Origin of the sequence: Pseudonocardia sp. P1, assembly GCF_000178675.2 — a bacterium.
Taxonomy (GTDB): Bacteria; Actinomycetota; Actinomycetes; order Mycobacteriales; family Pseudonocardiaceae; genus Pseudonocardia.
The window spans coordinates 166,022-190,371 of sequence record NZ_ADUJ02000002.1; the positions used below are offsets into that span (position 1 = coordinate 166,022).

Annotated in this window: 20 protein-coding genes; 18 read left to right on the forward strand and 2 right to left on the reverse strand. The window is 69.4% G+C overall.

The genetic code is table 11. The annotated features are described in order from the left end of the window. The first annotated feature begins 219 nt into the window (after positions 1-219). The 3 genes from PP1_RS30215 to PP1_RS30225 are packed head-to-tail and all read left to right on the forward strand — an operon-like array spanning position 220 to position 4,033. Positions 220-2,391 carry an RND transporter gene (locus tag PP1_RS30215; RefSeq protein WP_139324206.1) on the forward strand — a complete coding sequence of 724 codons (2,172 nt, stop codon included), beginning with the start codon at positions 220-222 and terminating at the stop codon, positions 2,389-2,391. Next, positions 2,391-3,818 carry a peptidylprolyl isomerase gene (locus PP1_RS30220; RefSeq protein ID WP_010224514.1) on the forward strand — a complete coding sequence of 476 codons (1,428 nt, stop codon included), beginning with the start codon at positions 2,391-2,393 and terminating at the stop codon, positions 3,816-3,818. The genes PP1_RS30215 and PP1_RS30220 overlap by 1 nt, the downstream gene beginning before the upstream one ends. A 2-nt stretch (positions 3,819-3,820) precedes the next feature. Further along, a complete protein-coding gene (locus PP1_RS30225; RefSeq protein WP_075315316.1) occupies positions 3,821-4,033 on the forward strand; it encodes a hypothetical protein in 213 nt (70 codons plus the stop codon). Positions 4,034-4,099: 66 nt separating this feature from the next. On the opposite strand, the gene PP1_RS30230 is transcribed toward PP1_RS30225, so the two are convergent. Further along, positions 4,100-5,242, reverse strand: a complete 1,143-nt coding sequence (locus tag PP1_RS30230; protein ID WP_010224516.1) for a helix-turn-helix transcriptional regulator — start codon at positions 5,240-5,242, stop codon at positions 4,100-4,102. A 290-nt stretch (positions 5,243-5,532) separates the two neighbouring features. Here PP1_RS30230 and PP1_RS30235 point away from each other — a divergent pair, with 290 nt between their 5' ends. The 9 genes from PP1_RS30235 (at position 5,533) to PP1_RS30275 (ending at position 16,914) form a co-directional block, all read left to right on the forward strand. Beyond that, positions 5,533-6,510, forward strand: a complete 978-nt coding sequence (locus tag PP1_RS30235) for a zinc-binding dehydrogenase (RefSeq protein WP_029239174.1) — start codon at positions 5,533-5,535, stop codon at positions 6,508-6,510. 150 nt (positions 6,511-6,660) lie between these two features. Further along, a complete protein-coding gene (locus PP1_RS30240) occupies positions 6,661-7,992 on the forward strand; it encodes a cytochrome P450 (protein WP_010224518.1) in 1,332 nt (443 codons plus the stop codon). Then, the gene (locus PP1_RS30245; RefSeq protein WP_029239175.1) at positions 7,989-9,233 is read left to right on the forward strand and encodes an NAD(P)/FAD-dependent oxidoreductase; all 1,245 of its coding nucleotides are present in this window, start codon (positions 7,989-7,991) and stop codon (positions 9,231-9,233) included. Before PP1_RS30240 ends, PP1_RS30245 begins: the two co-directional genes overlap by 4 nt. Positions 9,234-9,299: 66 nt before the next feature. Beyond that, entirely contained in the window at positions 9,300-9,620 is a 321-nt protein-coding gene (locus tag PP1_RS30250; protein WP_010224520.1) for a 2Fe-2S iron-sulfur cluster-binding protein, read from the forward strand. A gap of 41 nt (positions 9,621-9,661) precedes the next feature. Beyond that, entirely contained in the window at positions 9,662-11,128 is a 1,467-nt protein-coding gene (locus tag PP1_RS30255) for an aldehyde dehydrogenase (RefSeq protein ID WP_010224521.1), read from the forward strand. 32 nt (positions 11,129-11,160) lie between these two features. Then, positions 11,161-12,279, forward strand: a complete 1,119-nt coding sequence (locus tag PP1_RS30260) for an NDMA-dependent alcohol dehydrogenase (RefSeq protein WP_010224522.1) — start codon at positions 11,161-11,163, stop codon at positions 12,277-12,279. 164 nt (positions 12,280-12,443) lie between these two features. Further along, the gene (locus PP1_RS30265; RefSeq protein WP_202796293.1) at positions 12,444-13,664 is read left to right on the forward strand and encodes a CaiB/BaiF CoA transferase family protein; all 1,221 of its coding nucleotides are present in this window, start codon (positions 12,444-12,446) and stop codon (positions 13,662-13,664) included. A gap of 74 nt (positions 13,665-13,738) precedes the next feature. Continuing rightward, positions 13,739-14,920: an acyl-CoA dehydrogenase family protein gene (locus PP1_RS30270; RefSeq protein ID WP_029239176.1), complete on the forward strand. Its 1,182-nt coding sequence runs from the start codon at positions 13,739-13,741 to the stop codon at positions 14,918-14,920. A gap of 2 nt (positions 14,921-14,922) precedes the next feature. Next, positions 14,923-16,914 (forward strand): AMP-binding protein, encoded by a 1,992-nt coding sequence (locus tag PP1_RS30275; RefSeq protein WP_075315388.1) that lies wholly within the window; start codon positions 14,923-14,925, stop codon positions 16,912-16,914. A gap of 61 nt (positions 16,915-16,975) precedes the next feature. Here PP1_RS30275 and PP1_RS30280 read toward each other — a convergent pair whose 3' ends face one another. Next, positions 16,976-17,737: a FadR/GntR family transcriptional regulator gene (locus PP1_RS30280; RefSeq protein ID WP_010224526.1), complete on the reverse strand. Its 762-nt coding sequence runs from the start codon at positions 17,735-17,737 to the stop codon at positions 16,976-16,978. Between the two features lie 103 nt (positions 17,738-17,840). On the opposite strand from PP1_RS30280, the gene PP1_RS30285 reads away from it, so the two are divergent. The 6 genes from PP1_RS30285 (at position 17,841) to PP1_RS30310 (ending at position 24,344) form a co-directional block, all read left to right on the forward strand. Then, on the forward strand, positions 17,841-18,917 hold the full coding sequence (locus PP1_RS30285) for an acyl-CoA dehydrogenase (protein WP_010224527.1): 1,077 nt from the start codon (positions 17,841-17,843) through the stop codon (positions 18,915-18,917). A 111-nt stretch (positions 18,918-19,028) separates the two neighbouring features. Next, on the forward strand, positions 19,029-20,195 hold the full coding sequence (locus PP1_RS30290; protein WP_010224528.1) for an acyl-CoA dehydrogenase family protein: 1,167 nt from the start codon (positions 19,029-19,031) through the stop codon (positions 20,193-20,195). Between the two features lie 39 nt (positions 20,196-20,234). Beyond that, positions 20,235-20,999, forward strand: a complete 765-nt coding sequence (locus PP1_RS30295; protein WP_010224529.1) for an SDR family NAD(P)-dependent oxidoreductase — start codon at positions 20,235-20,237, stop codon at positions 20,997-20,999. Further along, entirely contained in the window at positions 20,999-22,186 is a 1,188-nt protein-coding gene (locus PP1_RS30300) for a thiolase family protein (protein ID WP_033198680.1), read from the forward strand. The genes PP1_RS30295 and PP1_RS30300 overlap by 1 nt, the downstream gene beginning before the upstream one ends. After that, a complete protein-coding gene (locus PP1_RS30305) occupies positions 22,138-23,412 on the forward strand; it encodes an acetyl-CoA hydrolase/transferase family protein (protein WP_212592163.1) in 1,275 nt (424 codons plus the stop codon). Before PP1_RS30300 ends, PP1_RS30305 begins: the two co-directional genes overlap by 49 nt. Further along, positions 23,409-24,344, forward strand: coding sequence for a hydroxymethylglutaryl-CoA lyase (locus tag PP1_RS30310; RefSeq protein WP_029239178.1), 936 nt, complete (start codon positions 23,409-23,411; stop codon positions 24,342-24,344). The genes PP1_RS30305 and PP1_RS30310 overlap by 4 nt, the downstream gene beginning before the upstream one ends. The last annotated feature ends 6 nt before the right edge of the window (positions 24,345-24,350 follow it).

Genomic DNA, 24,350 nt, shown 5'->3' on the forward strand with positions numbered 1-24,350 from the left:
ATCCGCGCCCTGCGCGGTGCTCGGGCGCTGCCCGGTGCGGTGCGCAGAAGCCCCCGCCGCGCAGGCGCCTGCGTCCTAGCCGGTCTCCTCGTGTTGCTCACCGGTGCCGGTCTGTTGCAACTGCGCACTCAGACGGGATTGGACTCGTTTCTTCCCTCCGGGGACCCGGTAGCGAACCAGTTCGAGGAGTTGAGCCGCGACTTCGGAGGCGACCCGGTCGTGGTTTTGCTGCAGTCACCGCAGCCGCGGGACCTGCTGCACGGCGAGAACCTCGAGAAGCTGGTCCGCATGGAAGGCGCGCTGTCGCGGCTTCCCGATGTGGCCACCGTCTACGGCCCGGGGACGGTGCTCAACCAGATCGCCGGCCGGACGCAGGATCTCCTGGCCGAGCTCACCGGCCGCCGAGACGCTGAGCGGGTCCGGGCCGAGCGTACGGCGCTGGACTCCGGTGCCGGCCGGGCCGAGGCCACGGCGGCCGCGGACCGCGCTGTCGCCGTGTTCGACGAGCGGTACGCGACCCTGCTCGCCGAGGGGATGCCGGCGGGGCTCCCGACGTTGAAGAACCCGTCGTTCGTGGACACGGTCGTCTTCGGCGAGTCGGGGGCCCCACGGCCCCAGTGGCGGTTCGTGGTGCCCGAGCAGGACGCGGCCGCCGTGCTGATCCGTCCGCGGGACGGCCTCGACGCCGCCGCGGCCGCCCGCCTCGTAGACGGTGTCGACGACGCTGTCTCCGCGTCGGGACTCGGACCGGAGACCCGGGTGACGGTCTCAGGGGTGCCCGCCGTCGTGGCGGCGTTGTCGGACCGCGCGGTGGCGACCGCACCGCTGATCGGAGGGGCGGCGCTGTTCGCAGTCGGCGCCTGCTTCCTGGCGGTGCGCTGGATGCCGCGCCGACGGGACCGGCTGGTCCCGCTGGCGACGACGGTGGCGGCGATCGCAGTCACCCTGGCCTGCTACGGGTGGCTGGGGCGCCCGGTGTCACTCGGGGTCGTCGCGTTCCTGTCGGTGGTTCTGGGAATCGGCTGCTACTACCCGACCTACTTGTTGCTGGGTGCCGCCCGCCGCACCGTGCTGACGGTCGCCGTTGCCAGCGCACTGAGCTTCGGCACGCTGGCGCTGTCACCGCTCCCGCTCGCCCGCGATCTCGGGATCACGCTGGCCTGCGGAGTGCTGCTCGCAGCCGGCGCCGGGCTGCTCGCGCCACGGATGGTCGGCGCCCACCCGACCGCCTCCGGCACGGTCGAATCCGTGAAGCCGGAGGGTCGCGACCGAGCGCGGGTGGCCTCCCCGCAACGACGTCGCACCAGCCTGGTCCTCCTCGGAGCGCTGGTGCTGACCGGCGTGGCGGGCTGGGCGGCGCTGCCCTCGGTCGAGGTCCGCACAGATGTCGACCGGTTCGCGGCCGGCCTGCCGGCCCTCGACGATGCCCGTCATGTCGAGGGCGTCGTCGGGTCCTCCGGTGAGGTCGCGGTCGTGCTGCGCGGACCGGACACGACGTCTCCGGAGGCGTTCGGCTGGCAGCAGGAAGCCCGCGACGTCGTGGTCACCCGGCACGGGGACCTCATGCGTCCAGTGGTCTCACCACCGATGCTGCTGCCCTTCGTCGGCAAGGACGCGACCGCCGAACAGATCTCGTCGGCGCTGCGGCTGCTGCCCGCCTACCTCACCGGCTCCGTGCTCTCGGCCGACCGCTCGACGGCGGTCCTGAGCTTCGGCGTCGAGCTGCGGAACTTGGAGGGAGTGTCTGCCGCCGTCCGCGACCTCGCGGTGACGCTCCCACCGCCACCGCCTGGTTTCGAGGTCGAGACGACCGGTCTGCCGGTGGTGGCCATGCGGGGTGCCGAGCTCGTCTCCGACGACCGGGTCGTCGCGAACCTCGCCGGGATCGTCGCCGCCGGCCTGGTGCTCACCGTCGGGCTGCGACGGCGACTCGACGCCGCGTGCGCGGTGCTGTCCGCTCTCGTGGCGACCGGCAGCGGATTGTTCCTGGTCTGGCTGATCGGGATCGAGCTGAACCCGTTGACCATCGCGCTCGGGTCGTTGACCGCGGCGGTCGGGTGCGAGTTCGCCGTGGTCCTCGCCGAGGCGGCCCGCCGCGGCGGAGGGGTGCTGCGCTCCGCGGTTCCCCTCGTCGCGACGGTGTCGGTCATCGGCTATCTCGCGCTTTCCCTGTCCGGCTTGCAGGCTGTCCGCGAGTTCGGACTGATGCTCGCCGCCGCTGTCCTGTTGTCCGTGCTGTCCGCGTCGGCCGTCGTGGGGGTCGTCGTGCGCGGCGACACCCTGCGGCCGACCACCCCCGGGACGACCCCCACCGGGGACGCCGATGACGAGTCGTCCGGCCCGGCCCCCCGACCGGCCGGCGACCGTCCGTGCACCGTAGGAGCCGAATGATGTCGAGAAGTACCTGCGACAACGATGAGCGCGCCGATGCCGCCGTCCCCGCTGATGCCGACGGGCGCCGGGACCCGGTCGCCGATCCGGCTACCGGCGGCGACGCCGTCGTGGGCGATGCCGTCGCGCCCGACCCGGCCGCGGGCGACGCGCCGGATGCCGCCGACGGAGCGGAGTGTGCGAACGCCGGCACCCCGAGCGCCGATGCCACCACCGATTGCGACGAGTCCGACGAGCCCGATGAGCCAGAGGCCACCGGGGAGGCCTCGACCGTGGTCGGCGACCCGGACGGCGGGCAGGCCGCGGATGGCGCCGGTTCGACCGGCTCGGTCGGAGGGAGCTCTCCTGGGCGGATCGCCTCACGACTGGCCGGACGGGTGCGCCCACCACGGACCCGGTGGGGTCGGATCACTGTCTCCGCCGTACTGGCGCTCGTCGTGTTGGCGGCAGCGGGAGGCATCGCCTGGGCAGCCTTGTGGCGGATCCCCGACGACGTCGCGTTCCGCGCCGATGGCCAGGACGTCACGGTCGAGGACCTGAACCGTCAGATGGACACCCTGTCCGCGCTCTACGGCATGACCAAGCCACAGGAGCCCGCCGAGCTGGACACCTATCAACGTGACTTCGCCAAGGCCTCGGCGATCGGAATGGTGATCGACCGGGCGGCGGCCGAGCGCGGCATCGTCGTCGCCGAGCGCGCGGCGCAGGACTACCTCGGCCGCTACATCGAGCAGTACTTCGGTAACGGAGCCGACGCGCGCGCGGCCTTCGTGGAGGCACTCGGTCAGGCCGGGACCTCCGAGCCGGCGGTGCTCGGTGAGATCAAGCGTCAGATGGCTGCCGCTCAGCTGTTCCAGCAGGTGACTGCCGACATCCCGCAGGTGACCGACGCCGATGTCGAGACCGCGTTCGGCGATCGCCGTGACGCGCTCGCGATGCCGGAGAGGCGGGCGGTGAGCAACATCGTCGTGCGGGACGAGGCGGCTGCACAGCAGATCCTGGGAGATCTTCAGGGGGGCCGCCCGTTCGCCGACGTCGCCCGCGCCCGCAGCGCGGACGCGGCGACCAGGGAGGCCGGGGGCGCGATCGGCACGCTCGCCGCGGCGCAGCTGGAGAAGCCGTTCGCCGACGCCGCTTTCGGCGCCGAGCCGAATGTCCCGTTCGGCCCGGTCAAGACCCAGCACGGCTGGAACGTGGGTGTCGTGTCCGAGGTGCAGGCCGCCGTCCCGGCGGATCTGCAGACCGTGCGTGAGCCGCTCCGCCAGCGACTGCAGGGTGAACGCTCTGCCGACGCCTGGCAGGCATTTCTCGGCAACCGGCTCGATGACGCCGGTGTCCGCTACAACGACGCCTACGTCCCGGCCGATCCGGACGGCCTGCCGGCCGATCCGTCGGCTCTGACGCCGTCTCCCGGCGGCACGAGCTGATGGTGCTTGCCATCGCTGTCGCCGGTCAGGCCATGCTGGCGCTCGCTCTGCTGGGGGTGGGGCTGTGGGGTCGTTCGCGGGCCGGCGCGCTACCGACCTCATCGCTGGGTGAGGAGGAGCGCCGGCGCAGAGCCACGGTCATGATCCGGGGTGCCTGGGTGAGCATCGGGCTCGGAACGATGTTCGCCGTGTCCGCCCTCCTCGCCCTCCTGTGAACGCTGCGCTGGCAGCAGTGGGGCCCGGCGACGTGTCGCCGGGCCCCAACGTGCCTGCTGGTCGGATCAGTCCCGCAGGTACCTGCAGACAGCCTCGGCACGGTTGGCAGCCGGCAGTTTGCGCAGGATGTGCTTGACGTGCGCCTTGACCGTCGCTTCGGTCACGAACAGCAGGGACGCGATCTTCCCGTTCGTGTGGCCTGCGGCCATCAGCTCCATCACCTCGAGTTCGCGCGGCGTCAGCCTGCGCGCGATCTCGGCTGACCCGAACCCGATGCCCGCCCCCGTTCGTGCCGGTGGCTCCGAGGCGACGGCGCCTCGCCCCGTCGGGCGGGCCGGCCGCTCCTCGTCGAGGTCGCTCTCGACCATCTCGTCCACGAGGTCGACGACCGCGCCACTGGCTTCGACGATGCTGCGCCGGATGGTCTGGAGCCGCTCGTGGTAGACCGCGCGCTCGAAGGCGAAGCCGAGAGCCTCCGACAGCATGCCCACCACCCCGCGGTCGAAGTCGTCGACGGCATCGTCGGGGCCCGCGTCGACATGGACGAAGCCGATGACCTTGTTCCCGACGATGAACGGCGCAGCCACGTAGGCCTTCGTGTCGGTCACCGCGAGAAGCTCCCGGTGCACCCGCGGGTTCGTCTGCGGATCGGTCACCAGGATCGAGCTCTTGCGCCGGACGAGCTCGGACTCGATCAGGGTCCGGTCGAGCTGGCGTGGCGATCGGCTGCCCGCCTCCCTGATCGCCGACGCTGCCCCGGGATCGTCCCGGACGTAGGCCGATCGAGCGATCCACCGTCCGCGGTGCAGCTTCGAGATCAGGCACCGCTCGTAGCCCAGTCTCCCGAGCTCGATGGGAGCGCGCTCGATCAGCTCGGCCACGGTGGAAGCCGGGCGTAGCCGGTCAAGGACGTCCTGGACCGCGGAGAACGCCTCGGAACGACGGCGAAAACCGGTCTCCCGGGCTGCGGTCCTGACCTGATAGGTCTGGACCAGGAGCGCGGACAGGCTGCCGCGCTGTTCGACCGACAGGCTCAGGTCGGCCAGCGTGTCGGCGATCGTGGCCTGTGCCGCGTCGAGCGCGACCTCGGCGTTGTCGGGAGTCACCGGGACAGCCCAGTCGACGGAGCTGCTCTGCCCGGTGAGCGCCGCGACCTTCGTCAGCACCTCGGCCGTCTGCCGCACGAGATCGCCGCTGTCGAGCTGCATCGTTCCTACCCGTGCGCGGTGTCCCGCACCGAGCCGCACGGAGTGTCGGGTCGACGGCATCGTGTCTCCTCGTTGAGCACTGTCCCGGGGCTGCCGGCTCTACGCCGGCTGATCGCCCGTTCGGTCTGACGATTAAGCCAACGATCGTCGGGCCGTGACGTTACTGGGGTCACAGCTCGACTGCGCCGAATGGTCCGTCCCGTGTTTCGGTCTAATGATTTTACCGTAGGCTGGCCGCTCGGTCTGCGGGCGTCACCGGACCGAGTCGTCGATCCAGCAAGGGGAGTCTGATGCGTGCAGCCGTTCTGAGTGCCTATGGAGACGCGTCCTGCCTGGTCGCGGGGGAATATCCAGATCCTGAGCCGGGTCGTGGAGAGGTCGTCGTCGCGCTCAAGGCCGCGGCGCTCAACTGGCACGACGTTCTGGTGAGGCAAGGCCGGTACGGCTCCCCGTTGCCCCATGTCATCGGCAGCGACGGCGCGGGCGTGCGGGTCGACGACGGCAGTGAGGTCGTGATCCTCCCGTCGTTGTGGTGGGGAGGGAACGAACGTGCGCCCGGTCCGGACTGGCAGATCCTCGGCGACCACGTACCCGGGACCTACGCGGAGTACGTCCGGGTTCCCGTCGAGTGCGTCTTTCCCAAGCCTGCGGCGCTGAGCTGGGCCGAGGCCGCCAGCCTCCCCCTCGTCGGGTTGACCACCTACCGTGCGCTGTTTAGCCGGGCGGGGCTGCGAAAGGGGGAGTCCCTCCTGGTACTCGGAGCCGGTGGTGGCGTCGCGACGATGGCGGTCCGGCTGGCCTCCGGTGTCGGTTGCCCGGTCTGGGTCACTTCCTCAGCCGCGCACAAGATCGAGGCCGCGCGGTCGCTGGGAGCCGCTGGAGGCGTCTCCTATCGCGATCCGGCGTGGCCGGAGGCCGCCCGGGCGCTCTCGCCGGACGGAACAGGCTTCGACGTCGTTCTCGATCCGGTCGGTACCTGGGAAGGCGCGTTGCACGCCGTCCGCCCCGGTGGACGGGTGGTCGTGCTCGGCTCCGCGGCGGCGGAACGTGCGGAGCTCGATGTCCGCCGCTTCTATTTCGGGCAGTTCGACCTGCTCGGCACGACGATGGGCAGCCCGGCCGACTTCGCCGCGTTGTTCGAGCTCATCGGGAGGTTCGGCATCGCCGCCCCACCGGTCGGCAAGGAGTTTCCGCTGGAGGATGCAGCGGCGGCGCACCGGCACCTCGAGTCGGGGGACGGGTTCGGGAAGGTGATTCTGCGGATGTGACCGCTAGTCAAGGGGGTAACGAAGGTTCTCCCGCGGGGTGATGTGGCGCACGGCCCTCCGATACGACGATCGGGTCACTCGTTCCGACGCCTGGCCGGTCCTGGCCGGGCAAGGGCGGCATCGATGCCGCCGTCAACCTTCGGAGGACATGTGACCACCACCGAGGTCGGCCCGAACACCGTCAAGACGGTGCCGGACGACATCGCTCGCCAGATCGTCCTGCCGGAAGGCCACCGGGACGAGACCGCCTTGTTCGGGGCCTACCAGTGGCTCAGGGACAACGCTCCGCTCGCCCAGGTCGACGTCGAGGGTTACGACCGCCTGTGGCTCGTGACCAAACACGCCGACCTGATGGAGGTCGAACGGCAGCCGGACGTGTTCACCAGCGGGGGTGGCGAGGAGAAGGGCTCGCACAACCCGATCCTCGCCAACCAGGCTGGAGACGCGTTCACCAAGAGCCTCACCGGTGGGAGCCTGCGGATCCTGGAGACGGTGACCTACCTCGACCCGCCGGAGCACACAGCGGTCAAGGACGTCGCCAACGACTGGTTCCGTCCCGCCAATCTGAAGCGCTGGGAGGACACCGTTCGTTCGCTCGCCCGTGAGGCGATCGACCAGCGGTTGAAGCCCGGGGTGAACGAGCTCGACCTGGTGAAGGACTGGGCGATCTACTACCCGTTGCACGTGGTCATGACGCTGTTCGGGGTGCCCGAAGAGGACGAGCCCCGCATGATGGGCCTGACTCAGGACTTCTTCGGCACGTCGGACCCGGACACCGCTCGGGCGGATGTCGAGCCTCTCAGCCCGGAGGCGGCGGCGCAGCAGTGGGCTGCGGCGATCCAGGACTTCTACGCCTACTTCGACTCGCTCGTCGAGCAGCGGCGTGTAGAGCCGCGTGAGGACCTCGCGTCGATCATCGCCAACGCCCGTCGCGAGGACGGCGAGTTCTGGGACAAGACCTTCGCCTACGGCTGGTTCGTCGCGATCGCGACCGCGGGTCACGACACGACGACCACGACTCTGGCCGCGACACTCGAGGCCCTGTCCCACAACCCGGAGACGCTCGCCCGGGTCCAGCAGGACCCGAAGCTGATCGGCGATCTCGTGAACGAGGGACTCCGCTGGGCGTCCCCGGTGAAGCATTTCATGCGTCGCGCGACCCGTGACTACGAGCTGCGTGGACAGCGGATCGCTGCCGGCGACCGCCTCATGCTGCTCTACCAGTCGGGCAACCGCGACGCCGACGTGTTCGACGCACCTGAGGAGTTCCGCATCGACCGCAAGCCGAACCGGCAGATCGCTTTCGGCTACGGGCCCCACATGTGCATCGGCCAGCACCTCGCCAAGCAGGAGCTCCGCATCATGTTCGAAGAGCTGCTGCCGAGGCTGCGGTCGATCAAGGTGGTCGGCGAGCGCAAGGTCATGCAGACCAACTTCGTCGGTGGCCTGAAGAACCTCCCGGTCAGGCTGGAGCTGTCGTGACCACCCCTCCTGCCGGCGCGGGGTGCCGGGTGGTGGTCGTCGGTGCGGGGCACGGAGCCGCCTCCCTCGTCGCCCTGCTTCGGCAGGAGGGCCACGCCGGCCCGATCGTCGTCGTCGGCGACGAAGTCGATCATCCGTACCACCGACCGCCACTGTCGAAGAAGTTCGCCTCGGAAGGTGACCTGGAGCAGTGGCTGCGGCCCCCGGAGTTCTACCGCGAGCAGAAGGTGACGGTGCGGCTCGCCGAACAGGTCGTGGACATCGACCGGGATGGTCGCTCGATCGGACTGGCCTGCGGCGATCGCCTGGAGTACGACGTTCTTGCCCTCGCCACCGGGGCTACCCCGCGGCGCCTGCCTGTCGCCGGTGCCGATCTGAGCGGTGTCGGTGTGCTCCGCACACTCGGCGATGCCCGCCGGCTCGGAAAGTGGATCGCCGAGCGTCGGCGCGTACTCGTGGTGGGCGGTGGCTACATCGGGCTCGAGGTCGCTGCGGTGGCTCGCGCGTGCCAGGCACACACGACAGTGCTCGAGCGGGAGGATCGCGTACTGGCACGAGTCGCGAGCGCTCAGCTGTCCCGCATCCTGACCGACCGGCACGCCGAGCGTGGAACCGAGATCCGGACCGGCGCGGCCGTCACCGAGCTTCGCGGTCGGGACGGTCAGGTCCGCTCTGCCGTGCTCGACGACGGTGAGGAGCTGCCCTGTGAGGCTGTTCTCGTCGGTGTCGGAGCCGAGCCGCGGGACGAACTCGCCCTGGCCGCGGGGCTCGCCGCCGGGCCACGGGGCCGCGGGGTTCTTGTCGACGAGGGCGCACGTACCTCCGATCCGCACATTCTCGCCATCGGCGACGTCACCTGCCGACCCGTCGTCGGGGTCGACGGACCGCACCGTTTGGAGAGCATCCCCGGCGCCACCGAGCAGGCCAAGCAGGCCGTGGCGACGATCCTCGGTAACCCGCTCCCCGGTGCCGAGACGCCGTGGTTCTGGTCAGACCAGTTCGACCTGAAGCTCAAGATCGCGGGAGTGCTGGGCCCGGCGACCGACGTGGTGCTCCGTGGGGATCCCAGTACCGGAAGGTTCGCTCTCTTTCATCTCGATGGGGACCGTCCCGTGGCCGTCGAGACGTCGAACGCCGCCCCCGAATTCATGGCCGGCAAGAAGTGGATCGGCGCGGGTGCACGCGTCGACCGCCACCTGCTGAGCGACGTCAGCGCTTCCCTCAAAAGCGTCGTCAGCTGATCCGTCCGGCCGTGTTCCGGCCGGACTGACCGCGCGAGCCCTGCTCGCCCGATCCGAGGAGAACCCATGCCCCAGGTCACCTACGTCGTGCCCGACGGGTCCGCACACGTCGTCGATGTCCCGGCCGGACAGAGCGTCATGGACGGGTCGGTCCGCAACAACCTGCCGGGGATCGTCGCCGAGTGCGGCGGCAGCTGCTCGTGCGCTACTTGCCACGTCCATCTGGATCGGGAGTTCGCCTCGCAGTTCGCCGAGGCGACCGACGAGGAGCGCGATCTTCTCGAGTTCGCCGAGGACGTCGACGAGCGGTCGCGCCTGTCCTGCCAACTCATCCTCACCGCCGAGTGCGATGGCGTCCGGGTCAGCGTCCCGGCCTCCAACGGCTGACCGCGCCGGCATTCCGACCAGCCAAGGAGCATCCAGAAATCATGTCCGTGTTGAGTGGGACCACCGACTACACGTCCTTCTACCTCGACGGGGGTTGGGCCGCCCCGCACGGCTCCGGCCGCAACGAGGTACACGCCGCAGCGACGGGCCAGCGGCTCGGCAGCGTGCCGGAGTCGGTCGAGCGCGACATCGACGACGCGGTCGCGTCCGCCCGGCGTGCTTTCGACGATCCGCGCGGGTGGGCGCACTGGTCGCCCGCACAGCGGACCGAGGCGCTCGAGCGCTTCGCCATCGCGCTGGAGATGCGCGCACAGGAGACGGCGACCCGGGTGAGTGCGCAGAACGGAATGCCGCTGCCCGTGGCGATGCAGTTCGAAGCGGGATTCCCGGCCCTGCTCCTGCGGTACTACTCCGGGATCGTCGCGCAGGCCCAGGAGGAGACCCGCGACGGGATGCTCGGTGGCAAAGCCCGGGTGCTGCGCGAGCCGATCGGTGTCGTGGGCGCGATCGTGCCGTGGAACGTCCCGCAGGGCATCACATTCCTCAAGCTCGCTCCGGCGCTGGCCGCCGGCTGCACGGTGGTGCTCAAGCCCGCTCCCGAGACGGTCCTCGACGCCATGCTGATGGCGGAGGCGGCGGCCGAGGCGGATCTGCCCGCCGGCGTGCTGAACGTCGTGCCCGGCGGCCGTGAGGTCGGTGCCCACCTCGTGGCCCACCCGGATGTGGACAAGGTGTCGTTCACCGGTTCGTCGGCGGCCGGGCGGTCGATCGCCGAGACTTGTGGCCGGCTGCTCCGTCCGGTCACCCTCGAGCTCGGGGGCAAGTCCGCGGCGATCGTCCTCGACGATGCCGATCTCGCCTCCACGATCGAGAGCTTCTTCGGGGCGACACTGCTGAACAACGGCCAGATCTGCTGGCTGGGCACGAGGGTCCTGGCACCTCGCTCGCGCTACGACGAAGTCGTCGACACGGTGTCCGGGCTCGCGGGTTCGCTGGCGATCGGTGACCCGCTGGTGGAGGGCACACAGATGGGCCCCCTCGTGTCGTCCCGGCAGCGGGACCGCGTGGAGTCCTACATCGCCAAGGGCAAGGCCGAGGGCGCGCGTATCACCGTCGGCGGCGGTCGACCGGTCGGGCTCGACCAGGGCTGGTTCGTCGAGCCGACGGTCTTTGCCGACGTCGACAACAAGCACACCATCGCCCAGGAGGAGATCTTCGGCCCGGTCCTGTCGGTCATTGCCTACGGCGACGAGGAGGAGGCGATTGCGCTCGCGAACGACTCCGACTTCGGCCTCGGCGGGTCGGTCTGGACTGCTGATCCCGAGCGTGGTGAGGCCGTCGCCCGCCGGATCCGCACGGGGACGATCGGCATCAACCACTACGTGAACGAGCCGGTGGCGCCGTTCGGCGGGGTCAAGGCCAGCGGTCTGGGTCGCGAGATGGGCCCGGAGGCGCTCCACAGCTACCAGGTCGTGAAGACCGTCTACCTCCCCGCCCCGCAGGCCTGACGGCCCTCGGGCACGAAAATCCAGGAGAGTCCATGAAGACACGCGGAGCCATCCTCCGGCAGGCCCCCGGCAAGTTCGAAGTCGTCGACCTGCAAGTCGACGACCCCCGCCAGAACGAGTTGCGGGTCAAGATGGTCGCGTCCGGGCTGTGCCATTCGGACGACCACATGTCCACCGGGGACCTGCCGGTCGCGGTCTACCCCGTGTGCGGGGGCCACGAGGGCGCAGGGGTCGTCGAGTCGATCGGGCCCAACACCCCGGGCTGGGAGGTCGGGGACAAGGTGATCTTCTCGTTCCTGCCCGCCTGCGGGAAGTGTCGCTGGTGCTCGACCGGTCACCAGAACCTGTGCGACCTGGGCGCCAACGTGCTCGTCGGCTCGCGGTGGGACGATCCCACGAGTTTCCGGATGCAGCTCGACGACGGGACTCCGGTCGGCCAGGCTCTGGGCATCTCGACCTTCGCCGAGCACACCACTGTCGCGGTCGACTCCGCGATCAAGGTTCCGGCGGACGTGCCGCTGGAGCGGGCCTGTCTGCTCGGTTGTGCGGTAGGGACCGGCTGGGGATCGGCGGTGAACACCGGCGGTGTCCAGGCGGGTGACACCGTGCTCGTCCTCGGGGTCGGGGGTATCGGGGCGAACGCCGTCCAGGGCGCGAAGCACGCCGGCGCGGCACGGATCATCGTCGTCGACCCGATCGCCTTCAAGCGCGACACCGCTCTCTCCCTCGGTGCGACGCATGCGGTCGAGACGGTCGAGGAGGCGACGCAGATCGCGCAGAGCTTCACCAACGGCCAGGGTGCCGATGTCGCGATCGTGACCGTCGGTGTGGTCACCGGCGAGCACGTCGCCCAGGCGTTCGCCGGCATCCGAAAGCAGGGCACGGTCGTCGTCACTGCGCTCGGGAACGTGACCGACGTCGGGATCCCGGTCCCGCTCCTCGAGTTGATCCTCTTCGAGAAGAAGATCAAGGGCTCGCTCTTCGGGTCCTCGAACCCGCGCGCTGACATCCCGAAGCTGCTCGACCTCTACACCGCGGGTTACCTGAAGCTGGACGAACTGATCACCACGGAGTACGCCCTGGACGACATCAACCAGGGATACGAGGACATGCACTCGGGCCGCAACATCCGCGGTGTCATCCGGTTCTGACGACACCGTTCACGTCCCCGGCCCCACGCCGCCACGTGGGGCCGGGGACCTCGTGCGTGCAGACCGCGAGGTTCTCGGTCGGCGCCGTCCCACCGCCGGCAGCGACGCGGATCCACCGTGATCGTGGGTGCGGCCCAAGCTCACGAACTGGAACGGGAGTGAACGTGTCGGACGACGCGCCGTCGATGCCTGCCGCCGAGCGACCTGCACTCGACGGTGTCGTGGTCCTGGACCTCGGACAGATCTATGCAGGCCCCTACTGCACTCACCTGCTTCATGCGCTGGGCGCGACGGTGATCAAGGTGGAGCCGTTCGGCGGTGAGCCGATTCGGTGGCGCGCGGCAGGAGACGCCGCGGGCCCGGCGTTTCTCCTGCTCAATGCGGGCAAGGAAGGGATGCGCCTGGATCTGAAGGGCGACCGTGGGCGAGAACTGTTCCTGCGCCTGGTCCGGCAGGCCGATGTCGTGGTGGAGAACTTCGCGCCGGGGACCCTGGAGCGACTCGGCCTGGGATGGGACACGTTGCGTGCTGCGACGCCGCGTCTGATCCTCGCTTCCGGGCGGGCCTACGGCGATCACCCCGCGGCCCGCGGTCTCCGTGGCATGGATATCACGGTGCAGGCAATGACCGGGGTCGTGTCCGCCACCGGGTTCCCGGACGGGGCACCGGTCAAGGCAGGGGCCGCCGTCGTCGACTTCGCCGCGGGGGCCCATCTCGCGGCAGCGGTACTTGCTGCTCTGTTCCAACGCGAGCGCACCGGGACCGGGCAGCACGTCGAGGTTGCGATGCAGGATGCGATCCTGCCGGCCTTGACGTCCAACATCGCTGGGCTTCTCGAAGCCGGTTGCGAGTTCCCGGAGCGCACGGGCAACCGTCATGGCGGGCTGTCTGTCTGCCCCTACAACGTGTATCCGGCTGCCGACGGCTGGGTCGCGGTGCTGTGTCTGCGTCCGCGGCACTGGATCGACCTGTGTGCGGCGATGGGAAGGGACGATCTCGCCGTCGATCCCGATCTGGCTACTGCCGCAGGTCGGGCCGAGCGCATGGATCAGGTGGATGACGCTCTGAGCGCGTGGACCGGAGCTCTCCCACGCGACGAGGTGGTCCGGCGCCTGCAGGCGACCGATATCCCCGCGGCACCCGTCCGGGCGCTGGCCGAGGTGATCGAGGATCCGGTGCTGCGTGACCGTGGCATGCTCACCGAGCTGGGGCACGGGGATCGCACGAGCACGGTGTTCGGAAGCCCGCTCCAGATGGGTGTTGCCTCCCGGCGGCCGGGGCGTCCGGCGCCGCTCCTCGGCGAGGACACCGACAAGATCCTGCGTGACCGGCTGGGACTCGACCCGGGTGAGATCGCCGACCTGCGTGACGCGGGGGTCGTCTGAACCCGACCGGCGACGGGTGTCGATTTGGTCCGACCGATATAATAGTATCGGACCACGTCGACAAAGGAGCGATGATGGATCTCGCCGACTCGCCGGAGGAAGCTGCGTTCCGGGAACGCGTGCGGGCATGGCTCGCGGAGTCGCTTCCGCAACTGCCCTGGCCGGAACCCGTTGACCTGGCCGAGAAGCTGCCGTTCTGGCGGCAGTGGCAGCGGATGCTCGTCGAGGGTGAGCTCGCCGGACTGTCCTGGCCACAGGAGTACGGCGGTCAGGGCGCCGATGCCAAGCTCCGCGCAGTGTTCACCGACGAGGCGGACGCGGCCGGCGCACCCGAACGTCTCAACACCGTCGGAGAGGACTTCGCCGGCCCGACGATCGTCGCGTTCGGCACGGCCGCCCAGAAGGAGCGGTTCCTGCGGCCGATCCTGACCGGTGACGAGCTCTGGTGCCAGCTGTTCTCCGAGCCGGACTCGGGGTCGGACCTGGCGTCGTTGCGTACCCGTGCCGAGCGTGTCGAGGGCGGGTGGACGATCAGCGGCCAGAAGATCTGGACGAGCCGGGCCCAGCTGGCGAGCAACGCCATCCTGCTCGCCCGGACAGGGGGCTCCGATCTTCCCCGCCACAAGGGGATCTCCTACTTCCTCCTCCCGATGAGCAGCCCGGGGATCACCGTCCGACCTCTCGCCCACATGCTCGGCGAGGCCGAGTTCAACGAGGTGTTCCTCGACAACGTCTTCGTCCCCGATGAGCTCGTTCTCGGCGAGGTCAACGGGGGCTGGCAGGTGGCGATGGCAACGCTCGGTTTCGAGCGGGTCGGCATCGCCACCGGGCGGGTGAACACCCGGCGGGCGGTCGCCGACATCGTCGCGGAGATCCGCGGGATGCAGGACGGCGCCGGGCGTCCGTTGGGCGCGGACCCCACTGTTCGCCGCAGGGTCGCGGACCTGCACGGACGGGCTCTCGTCCATCACGCCATCGGTCAGCGTGTTCTGACCATCGCCGCCGATGGTGGGCCCCCCGGGCCGGTCACCTCGATCGGAAAGCTCTACTTCTGCCCCCTGGTCGAGGATCTGTCCGACTTCCGCCAGTCGCTGTCGCCGCTGGGCGGCCAGCTCGATCCCTCCGAGCAACCCGCCGCCGAGAGTCGATGGCAGCGACTGGCCTACCAGGCGCGGGGCACCGCCATCGCCGGCGGCTCCACATTCATCCAGCGCAACATCGTCGCCGAGCGGATGCTCGGCCTGCCGAGGAGCTGATCATGGTCGTGACATCGCGGTCCGGCCGGTCCGGAGCACCGGGTTCCTACGTGTGGGAGCCTGGACCGAGCTATCTCGACGACGCCCGCGTCGCTCGATTCGCCCGCCGGCACGGCGTCGCGGACATCGACGAGCTGCGGGAGCGGTCCGTGGCCGATGTCCGCTGGTACTGGGACGCCGTCGTCGAGGATCTCGGCCTGCGCTTCGACCGGCGGTACTCGGAGGTCCTCGACCTGTCGGGTGGTGTCACCGATCCGGAGTGGTTCGTGGGCGGGACGCTCAATCTTGTCGAATCCTGCATCGCCCGGTGGGCAGAGGACCCGGCTACCCGTGACTGCCCCGCGATCCGCCACGAGGCAGAGGATGGGACGGTCGCCGCACTCAGCTTCGCCGAACTGGACGAGCAGGTGCGTCGGGTCGCGGCGGGTCTGCGGGGGCTGGGCATCGGCCGGGGTGACGCCGTGGCGCTGTATCTGCCGATGGCGTCCGAGGCGGTGGTCGCCTTCTATGCCGCGGCACGGCTGGGCGCCGTGGTCGTCCCACTGTTCTCCGGATTCGCAGCCGGTGCGATCGCGTCCCGTCTTGCCGACGCTGACGTCAGGGCCGTGGTCGTCGCGGCGTCCACCGTGCGACGGGGTCGCCGCGTCGAGATGCTGTCGCCGATCCGTGAGGCGGTGCGGCACTGTTCCTCGGTACACCACGTCGTCGTGGCGGGGGACGGCGCGCAGGCGGGCGATGTTCCGTGGGCCGACCTCCTCGCCTACGAGCCCGAATCAGGACCGGCAGAGCCGATGGCCAGCAGGGATGTGTTGCTCCTGGCTTACACCTCCGGCACCACCGGCCGACCCAAGGGCGCCGTCCACACCCACGCCGGATTCCTGGTCAAGACCGCGAGCGAGGTCGCCTACTCGTTCGACATCGGCCCGGGCGGTGTCTTCTGCTGGATCACCGACATGGGCTGGATCATGGGCCCGCTGTCGCTGGTGGGCACACACGCCAACGGCGGGACGGTCGTGCTCTACGAGGGGTCACCCGATGTCCCGGACGTCGATCGGATCTGGCAGCTGGTCGAACGTCACGGGGTGACCATGCTGGGCGTCTCACCGACCCTGATCCGCACCGTGAGGAGGCAGGACGCCGACCCCTCCGCGAGAATCGACCTGTCCTCGGTCCGGGTACTGGGCTCGACCGGGGAGCCGTGGGACCCCGAGTCCTATGAATGGCTCGCCCGCGATGTGTTCGACGCCCGCGTGCCCATCATCAACTTCTCCGGCGGGACCGAGGTCGGCGGCTCGTTCCTCGCCCCGTACCCGGTCGAGCCGATCCGAAGCTGCTCCTTGGGCGGCCCCTCGCTGGGCATGGACGTCGACGTGGTGGACGCGACAGGTGCACCGGTTCGCGGAGAGGTCGGGGAGCTGGTGTGCCGACAGCCATGGCCTGCGATGACCCGGGGGGTGTGGGGGGACCGGGATCGGTACCTCGAGGCGTACTGGTCGACGTTCCCCGGGATGTGGCGGCACGGCGACCACGCCGTGATCGACGCCGACGGGCAGTGGTTCCTGCGCGGTCGATCGGACGACGTGATGAACGTCGCCGGCAAGCGACTCGCCCCTGCCGAGGTGGAAGCCGTGCTGATCACCCACCCGGCGGTCGTCGAGGCGGCGGTCGTCGGTGTGCCTGATCCCAAGAAGGGCGAGGCTGTGTGGGCCTTCTGGGTGCCGCGCGGTGATGCGGCCGACGACCCCGACGTGGCCGAGCAACTCCGGAGCCGGGTCGCCGAAGACCTGGGCAAGCCGTTCGCGCCGAGCCTGCTGTGCGCGGTCGCGCAGCTGCCCAAGACGCGGTCGGCGAAGGTCATGCGCCGAGCCGTGCGGGCCGCGGCGCTGGGCACCGACCCCGGTGATCTGTCAGGCGCCGAGAACCCCGAAGCCCTTGACGTCGTGCGCGCTGCTGTGGCCGGGAGTGGCCAGGGCGGGAAGCCCGATGTCGGTTGACCGTCACGGCCCGGGCACCTGCGGCTCGCCCGGCAGGAACGAGAGCCCGAGCCGCGACGTCTCAGTCCTCCTCCGGCGGCACCGTCACGGTGGTGCGTTCGTCGACGGCGAGAGCCGCAGAGGCGTAGGCGTGAACGTGGCGGGACATCCGGCGAGCGGCCGCCTCGGGGTCGTGGTCGCGGATGGCACGCAGGACGGACCGGTGCGCGCGCACCGTCAGCTCTCGAACCTCGTCGTTGACGAATCCCTCGTTGTTCGTGGCTGTGTAGATGGCGCGCGAGAGCGCCATCATGATTCCGGTCAGGATCTCGTTGTGACTGGCCGTGGCGACGGCGACGTGCCAGTCGACGTTGGCCTTGAGGAATCCGTCCAGGTCCGCGCTCGACCTGACCGCATCGTTGGTTGCCTCCAGCCGTCGAAGGTCGCCGGGAGTGCGGTTCAGCGCGGCGAGCCGCGCACACGCCGGCTCGATCGCTTCGCGTGTCTCGTGGACCGATGTGAGGCGCATCTGCCGGCCTCGGATCAACAGCTCGAGCGAGGTCGCGACCGATTCCTCGCCGGGCCGCTGCACGAACGCCCCGCCCGAGCGACCGGCCTTGATCCGGATGAGGCCCTGCACCTCGAGGATGCGCAGCGCCTCGCGAACCGTGGTCCGGCTCATACGTGTCTGGGTGACGAGTTCCCGTTCCGGGGGCAGCGGCGTTCCCTCGACGAACTCCCCGGACAGGATCCGTTCCCGGAGCTCGTTGGCGAGTACGTCGGAGGCCTTCGGAACCTCCATCGGCGACAGCCGGATGGCCGAACGCAGCGGATCGGCGGCCATGGGAACTCCCTTTCTTGTGTCCAAAGGTCTGACCCAAACTAGCACCGGAGCCACCGAGACGCGGCGGCGCCGCACCCTCGGCCGACACGAACAGGAGCACGAGATGCGTTGGGAACTTTCGGCCGAGCAGGCCGACTTCCGCACGGTTCTGTCCGATTGGTTGGGCGATGTCTGCCGGTCGGAGACCCTTCAGAGCTGGCTCGATGCCGAAGATCACCAGGTGTTCGCACACCGTTTCCGTTCCGAGGGCTGGTTCGGGGTCGGAACCTCCGAGGAGCTGGGGGGTGAGGGCGGAGGTCTCGTCGAACTCGCGCTGGCTTCCGAGCAACTCGGGCGGCACGCTGCACCGTCGTCGTCCTGGTTGGCGGCGATGGTCGCGTTGCCTGCGATCGCGGGGGTGCCCGACGCGGTCAAGGCATTGTTCAGCGATGGGGCCACCGTGGCGCTGGCGGCACCGGCCGACGTCGTCCCCGGCAACGCCGGCCTCGTCGCGGCACGTGGCGCAAAGCTGACCGGCACGGTCCCGACGGTGTTGGCAGCGGATCTCGCGTCCAAGTTCGTCGTGCCCGTGCAGGCTGGCGAGGTCGAGTTGCATCTGGTCGACGTCGATCAGCCCGGCGTGCGGGTGAGGCGGAGGCGCTTGACCGACCGCAGCCGGTCCGTGGCCGACGTCGAGTTCGACTCGGCGATGTCGACCCGGATCCCTGTCGATGCCGGCGAGATATTGGAGCAGTGCAGCCTCCGCGGTGCGGTCCTCGTGGCGGCTGACGCGCTGGGCGCGATGGACAGGATGCTCGAGGCGACCGTGGAGTACGTCGGCCAGCGCAAACAGTTCGGAGTTCCCATCGGCTCGTTCCAGGCGGTGAAGCACGCCGCTGCGGAGATGCTGGTCAAGGTGGAGTCGTCCCGCTCGATCGCGTATCTCGCGGCAGCGGTCGTCGATGCCGGCCGTGATGACGCCGCGACCTACGCCGCCGCGGCGAAGGCCCAGGTGTGCGCCGCGGGATCCGTCGCAGCCGACTCGGCGCTCACCCTGCACGGTGCGATCGGCTACACCTGGGAGCACGATCTGCAGTTCTTCTACAAGCGGGCACTGCTCGACGCGGCATTGCTCGGCTCGCCCGGTGCGTGGAACGACATCTTGGCTGATCGGTTGGAGCTGGTCAGTCGCGAACCGTGACCGCGGGGTGGGGGCGATCACGCCATCGGTACAAGGTCGTCCGCTGCTAAATGGTCAGTCCTTTGTTACGATAGGACCGGTCTTGGACGACGCGGTCACAGGAGGTGCCCAGTGGACTTCGGCCTCACGGACGATCAGGCGACGATCCGAGCGGCAGTCGCAGAGCTCGCTGCCAAGTTCGATGATCACTACTGGATGGAGTGCGACCGCGACAAGCGGTTCCCGAAAGAGTTCTACGACACTCTCGCCGCGGGCGGCTGGCTCGGCATCACGACTCCCGAGGAGTACGGCGGGCACGGCTACGGCATCTCTGAAGCCGCCCTCCTGATCGAGGAGGTAGCGAAGTCGGGCGGTGGGATGAATGCGGCCTCGGCGATCCATCTCACGATCTTCGGGATGCACCCGGTGATCAAGCACGGCTCCGAGGAGATGAAGCGCCGGACCCTCCCCGGGGTCGTCGACGGCTCCCTGCACGTGTGTTTCGGTGTGACCGAGCCTGGTGCCGGTCTGGACACCACGAAGATCACGACGTTCGCCAAGCGCGAGGGCGACCGGTATCGCGTCAACGGGCGCAAGGTCTGGATCTCCAAGGCGATGGAGTCCGACAAGGTTCTCCTGCTCACTCGCACCGAGAAAGCGGACCAGGTCGCTCGGAAGACCGACGGCATGACTCTGTTCCTCACCGACATCGACAGGGACCGCATCGACGTCCGGCCGATCCCGAAGATGGGACGGAACGCGGTCACCTCGAACGAGCTGTTCATCGACGACCTCATGATCCCGGTGGAAGATCGTGTCGGCGAGGAGGGCAAGGGTTTCACCTACATACTCGACGGCCTGAACCCCGAGCGGATGCTGGTGGCCGCCGAGGCCCTCGGTCTCGGTCGGGTCGCGCTGGACCGCGCGACGCGCTACGGCAACGAACGGCATGTGTTCGGGCGGCCGATCGGCATGAACCAAGGTCTTCAGTTCCCGCTCGCAGACTCCTTGGCGAAGCTCGATGCCGCCGAACTCGTGCTCCGCAAGGCGACCTGGCTCTACGACAAGGGAGAGCACTGTGGGCGCGAGGCGAACACCGCGAAGTACCTGTGCGCCGAAGCCGGGTTCGAGGCCGCGGACCGGGCTCTGCAGACACACGGTGGTATGGGCTACTCCGAGGAGTACAACGTCGCCCGCTACTTCCGGGAGGCGCGCTTGCTCAAGATCGCGCCGCTGAGCCAGGAGATGGTCCTCAACTACCTCGGTTCGCACGTACTGGGTCTGCCCCGCAGCTACTGAGCCCGGTCAACGGGCCGAACGACCAGGAGGCAATACCGCATGCCCGCGCTCGACGTATTCACACTCGACGGACGCTCCGCTCTGGTTACCGGTGCCGGAGGTGGGATCGGCGCCGCCGTGGCCTCCGCGTTCGCGCGGTCGGGAGCGGCTGTGCTCGTCTCCGACGTCGACGGCGACGCTGCTCGCGCCGTCGCCAGGAGGATCGTCGAGGACGGCGGTACCGCCGAGGCGGCCGAGCTCGACGTCCGCGACCGCGTCGCTGCGGAGCGGGCAGCGGCCTCGGCAGCGGAGCTGGCGGGGGGAACGCTGCACGTCCTGGTCAACAACGCGGGCGCGATCGCGCCGGCGATGTTCGGGAAGCTCACCGAGGACGACTTTCGCCGGATCGTCGACATCCACCTGAACGGTTCCTTCGTCTGCTCGCAGGCAGCACTGCCGTTCCTGTCCGGCGACGGCACGGGGCGCATCCTCAACGTCACCTCGGCAGCCGGACTTGTCGGCACGATCGGCCAGGCCAACTACGGTGCGGCGAAGGCCGGCATCGTCGGCCTCACGAAGTCGTTGGCCAAGGAACTGGCCCGGCAGAAGATCACGGTGAACGCTCTCGCCCCGCTGGCCGCGACGCCGATGACCGAGAACATCCGCAACAACGAGAAGCTCGCGTCGAAGACACTCGAGCGGATCCCACTGGGTCGATGGGCCGATGCCGACGAGATCGCAGCGAGCTTCGTGTTCCTGGCGTCGGCGGCCGCGTCCTACATCACCGGTCAGGTCCTGCCGGTGGATGGCGGGACGGTCATCTGATGGCGAGGACGCACCGCGGTTTGGCCGGCCGCGCTGTCTTCGTCGTCGAAGGCACTCGCACACCGTTCGGCCGCTCCCACACGGAGAAGGGGTGGTTCCGAGACGTCCACCCCAACGACCTCCTCGGCGCCGTCTACCGCGACCTGCTCGAGCGAGCCCGGATCGCACCGACGGTGGTCGAGGATCTGGTCGTCGGCTGTACGGCACCGTTCGGCGAGCAGTCCCGCAACATCGCCCGAAACGCCTGGCTCCAGGAGGGATATCCGCCCGAGGTGCCTGCGGTGGTCCTCGACCGACGATGCGGTTCGGCGCAGACCGCGTCGGAGATGGGCACAGCACTGGTCGCATCTGGGACCCACGACGTCGTGATCGCCGCCGGTGTCGAGCACATGGGCCACGTCCCGATGAATGCTCCGGCAAAGATCTCGGAGCTCTACGGAGAACCGTGGACACCCCGGATGTGGGAGCAGTACGACTTCGTCAACCAGGGTGAGAGCGCCGAGCTCATCGCCGACCGGTGGGCCCTCACCCGTGAGGAGATGGACGAGTTCGCCGCGCGGTCGCACCAACTGGCCGCGGCGGCGATCGAGGCCGGGCGGTTCGACGGCGAGATCATCCCGTGGGATCTGGACGGTGAGCTCCGGGTCGGCGATCAGACTGTCCGTCCCGGCACGACTGCTGACACGCTCGCCGGGCTGAAGACGGTGTTCCGAAACGAGGGCGGCAAGGTCACCGCGGGGAGTTCCTCGCCGATCTGCGACGGTGCCGCAGGAGTGTTGCTGGCGTCGGCATCCGCTGTCGACGAGTACGGCCTGACCCCACGAGCGAGAATCGTGGACCAGACGACGGTCGGGGTCGATCCCGTGATCATGCTGACCGGTCCGATCCCCGCGACGCACCGGATCCTCGAGCGCACCGGCTTCGACATCGCCGACATCGAGTTGTTCGAGGTCAACGAGGCGTTCAGCTCGGTGGTCCTCGCGTGGCAGCGGGAGTTCACACCCGATGTGGATCGTGTGAACGTCAACGGTGGGGCGATCGCCCTGGGACATCCGGTCGGCGCCACCGGCGGCAGGCTGCTGTCCACCGCCGTTGCGGAACTCGAGCGGCGTGACGCCGAGCTCGCACTGGTCACGATGTGCTGTGGCGGCGGCCTCGGCACGGCTACTTTGCTGCAGCGGGTCTGATCGTGCTCGATCTCCGACCCTTTCTCGCTCGCGGTGCCGGCGTCTGGTGGAGCCAGGCGGCCGCCGAGGCCACCCCGCTGGTCGATGCTCTGCTCGACGCCGCCGACCACGTCGGCCCGATCCGGGCGTTCTGCGGGTTGAGCTTCAACCGGCGCCTCGCGAACCCACCGGACAGCGTCGCCCTGACCTCCTACGGCGCGATGGGAAGTCTGCGAGCCGCACACCGGGCCGGGCGGCTGGACGTCGTTCCCGCGCACTACTCCGCGCTTCCACGACTCTTCGCCGAGGGACTACTGCCGGTCGACGTCGGCCTGGTCCAGGTGGCGCCGCCGGATGCCGACGGACGGTGTTCGCTCGGGATCGGCGTGGACTATGCGGGCGACGCGGTACATGCGAGCCGGACGCTGATCGCCGAGATCAACCATCGAATGCCGGTCACCAGGGGAACCCCGGGGCTGCCGCTCGAGAGGTTGGCGGCCACCGTCGAGACGGACCGACCCCTACCGGAGGCCCCGCACGCCGAGGCCGACGGCATCGACGAGATGATCGCCGGGAGGGTCGCCGCACTGGTGGACGACGGCGACACGATCCAGATGGGCGTCGGTGCCCTGCCGGACGCGATCATGGACGGTCTCGCCGGACACCGTGACCTCGGGTTCCACGGCGGAATGATCAGTGACGGGGTCCTGCGCCTGGTCGAGAAGGGCGTGCTCACAGGAGCTCGCAAGGAGATCGATGCCGGTTACCTGGTGACGGGAACTGCGATCGGCAGCAGTCAGTTGTACGAGCGGCTTCCCGACATGCCCATGCTCTGCCGGCCGCCCAGTTACACGCACGATCCCCGCGTGTTGGCGTCCTTGCGCCGGCTGGTCGCCGTCAACGCGGCGATCGAGGTCGACATCTCCGGTCAGGTCGGCTCCGAGTCGACTCGCGGTCGCTATCTGGGCGGTATCGGTGGCCAGGCGGACTTCTCCGGAGCAGCCGCGCGGAGTGGTGCGCTGTCGATCATCGCCCTGAGGTCGACGGTCCGTGGCGCGTCGACGATCGTCCCGGCTCTGCACGGGCCGGTCTCGACGGCTCGCGCCGACGTCGACGTGGTGGTGACCGAGCACGGAGTGGCGTGGCTGCGGGGGTGCCCCTCGACAGAGCGGCCGGCCCGACTGATCGCCGTCGCCGCCCCCGAACACCGCGAGATGCTGCGCAACGCAGCGGAGGAGGCACGATGAACCTTCCGACGTCCGTACACCTTCGCGAGGTGGGCCCGCGTGACGGCTTTCAGAACGAGCCCGAGCACATCCCCACCGAGGACAAGATCCGGTTGATCGATGCGCTGACGCGGTCGGGGTTGACCCGGATCGAGGTGGCCAGCTTCGTGCGCCCCGACGTGATCCCCCAGCTCTCCGACGGTGTCGAGGTGCTGCGGGGTATCGACACACCGGACGGTGTGCGGCTGATGGTGCTGATCCCCAACAGCCGCGGCCTCGACAACGCCCTGGCGGTACGTGAGACCTTCCACGATGCAGCGATCTTCGTCAGTGCCTCCGAGACCCACAATCTGCGCAACGTCAACCGTTCGGTGGCCGACTCGATGGCCGACAACGACGTCATCGCGAAACGGATCGTGTCCGAGGGACTCGGGTGCGCTGCGGTCATCGCAACGTCGTTCGGCTGCCCGTTCGAGGGAAAGGTAGACATGGGCGGGGTGCTGGACCTCGCCGAGCGCTTCGCCGCGGCCGGCGCGAGCGAGGTCGGTTTCGGCGACACCACCGGTATGTGCAACCCGGCCTATGCCTACGACTTCTTCTCCGCCGCTCGTGCCCGGCTGCCCGGTGTCGAGGTGACCGCTCACTTCCACAACACCCGCGGCCAGGGGCTGACCAACGCCTATGCAGCGCTTCAGGCCGGCTGCACCAGCTTCGAGTCCAGCTTCGGCGAACTCGGCGGCTGCCCGGTCCCCAAGGGCTCCACCGGCAACATCGCCACGGAGGATCTCGTGAGCATGTTCCACGAGATGGGAGTCGCCACCGGTGTGGATCTGCCCGCTGTCATCGACGCCGCCCGTTCAGCCCAGAACGTCCTCGGCCGCCCCTTGACCAGCCACTCCCTCGTCGCGGGACCCATCGACTGGCACGGCGACGCGCCGGCGTGCCGCAGCTGAACCACT

What these genes read in the sequence shown, in the direction of transcription:
- PP1_RS30285 (WP_010224527.1), top strand. Translation starts at nt 17,841, where the DNA reads ATGCGTTGGGAACTTTCGGCCGAGCAGGCCGACTTCCGCACGGTTCTG.
- PP1_RS30270 (WP_029239176.1), top strand. Translation starts at nt 13,739, where the DNA reads ATGGATCTCGCCGACTCGCCGGAGGAAGCTGCGTTCCGGGAACGCGTG.
- PP1_RS30300 (WP_033198680.1), top strand. Translation starts at nt 20,999, where the DNA reads ATGGCGAGGACGCACCGCGGTTTGGCCGGCCGCGCTGTCTTCGTCGTC.
- PP1_RS30220 (WP_010224514.1), top strand. Translation starts at nt 2,391, where the DNA reads ATGTCGAGAAGTACCTGCGACAACGATGAGCGCGCCGATGCCGCCGTC.
- PP1_RS30230 (WP_010224516.1), bottom strand. Translation starts at nt 5,242, where the DNA reads ATGCAGCTCGACAGCGGCGATCTCGTGCGGCAGACGGCCGAGGTGCTG.
- PP1_RS30275 (WP_075315388.1), top strand. Translation starts at nt 14,923, where the DNA reads ATGGTCGTGACATCGCGGTCCGGCCGGTCCGGAGCACCGGGTTCCTAC.
- PP1_RS30255 (WP_010224521.1), top strand. Translation starts at nt 9,662, where the DNA reads ATGTCCGTGTTGAGTGGGACCACCGACTACACGTCCTTCTACCTCGAC.
- PP1_RS30250 (WP_010224520.1), top strand. Translation starts at nt 9,300, where the DNA reads ATGCCCCAGGTCACCTACGTCGTGCCCGACGGGTCCGCACACGTCGTC.
- PP1_RS30310 (WP_029239178.1), top strand. Translation starts at nt 23,409, where the DNA reads ATGAACCTTCCGACGTCCGTACACCTTCGCGAGGTGGGCCCGCGTGAC.
- PP1_RS30260 (WP_010224522.1), top strand. Translation starts at nt 11,161, where the DNA reads ATGAAGACACGCGGAGCCATCCTCCGGCAGGCCCCCGGCAAGTTCGAA.
- PP1_RS30280 (WP_010224526.1), bottom strand. Translation starts at nt 17,737, where the DNA reads ATGGCCGCCGATCCGCTGCGTTCGGCCATCCGGCTGTCGCCGATGGAG.
- PP1_RS30295 (WP_010224529.1), top strand. Translation starts at nt 20,235, where the DNA reads ATGCCCGCGCTCGACGTATTCACACTCGACGGACGCTCCGCTCTGGTT.
- PP1_RS30235 (WP_029239174.1), top strand. Translation starts at nt 5,533, where the DNA reads ATGCGTGCAGCCGTTCTGAGTGCCTATGGAGACGCGTCCTGCCTGGTC.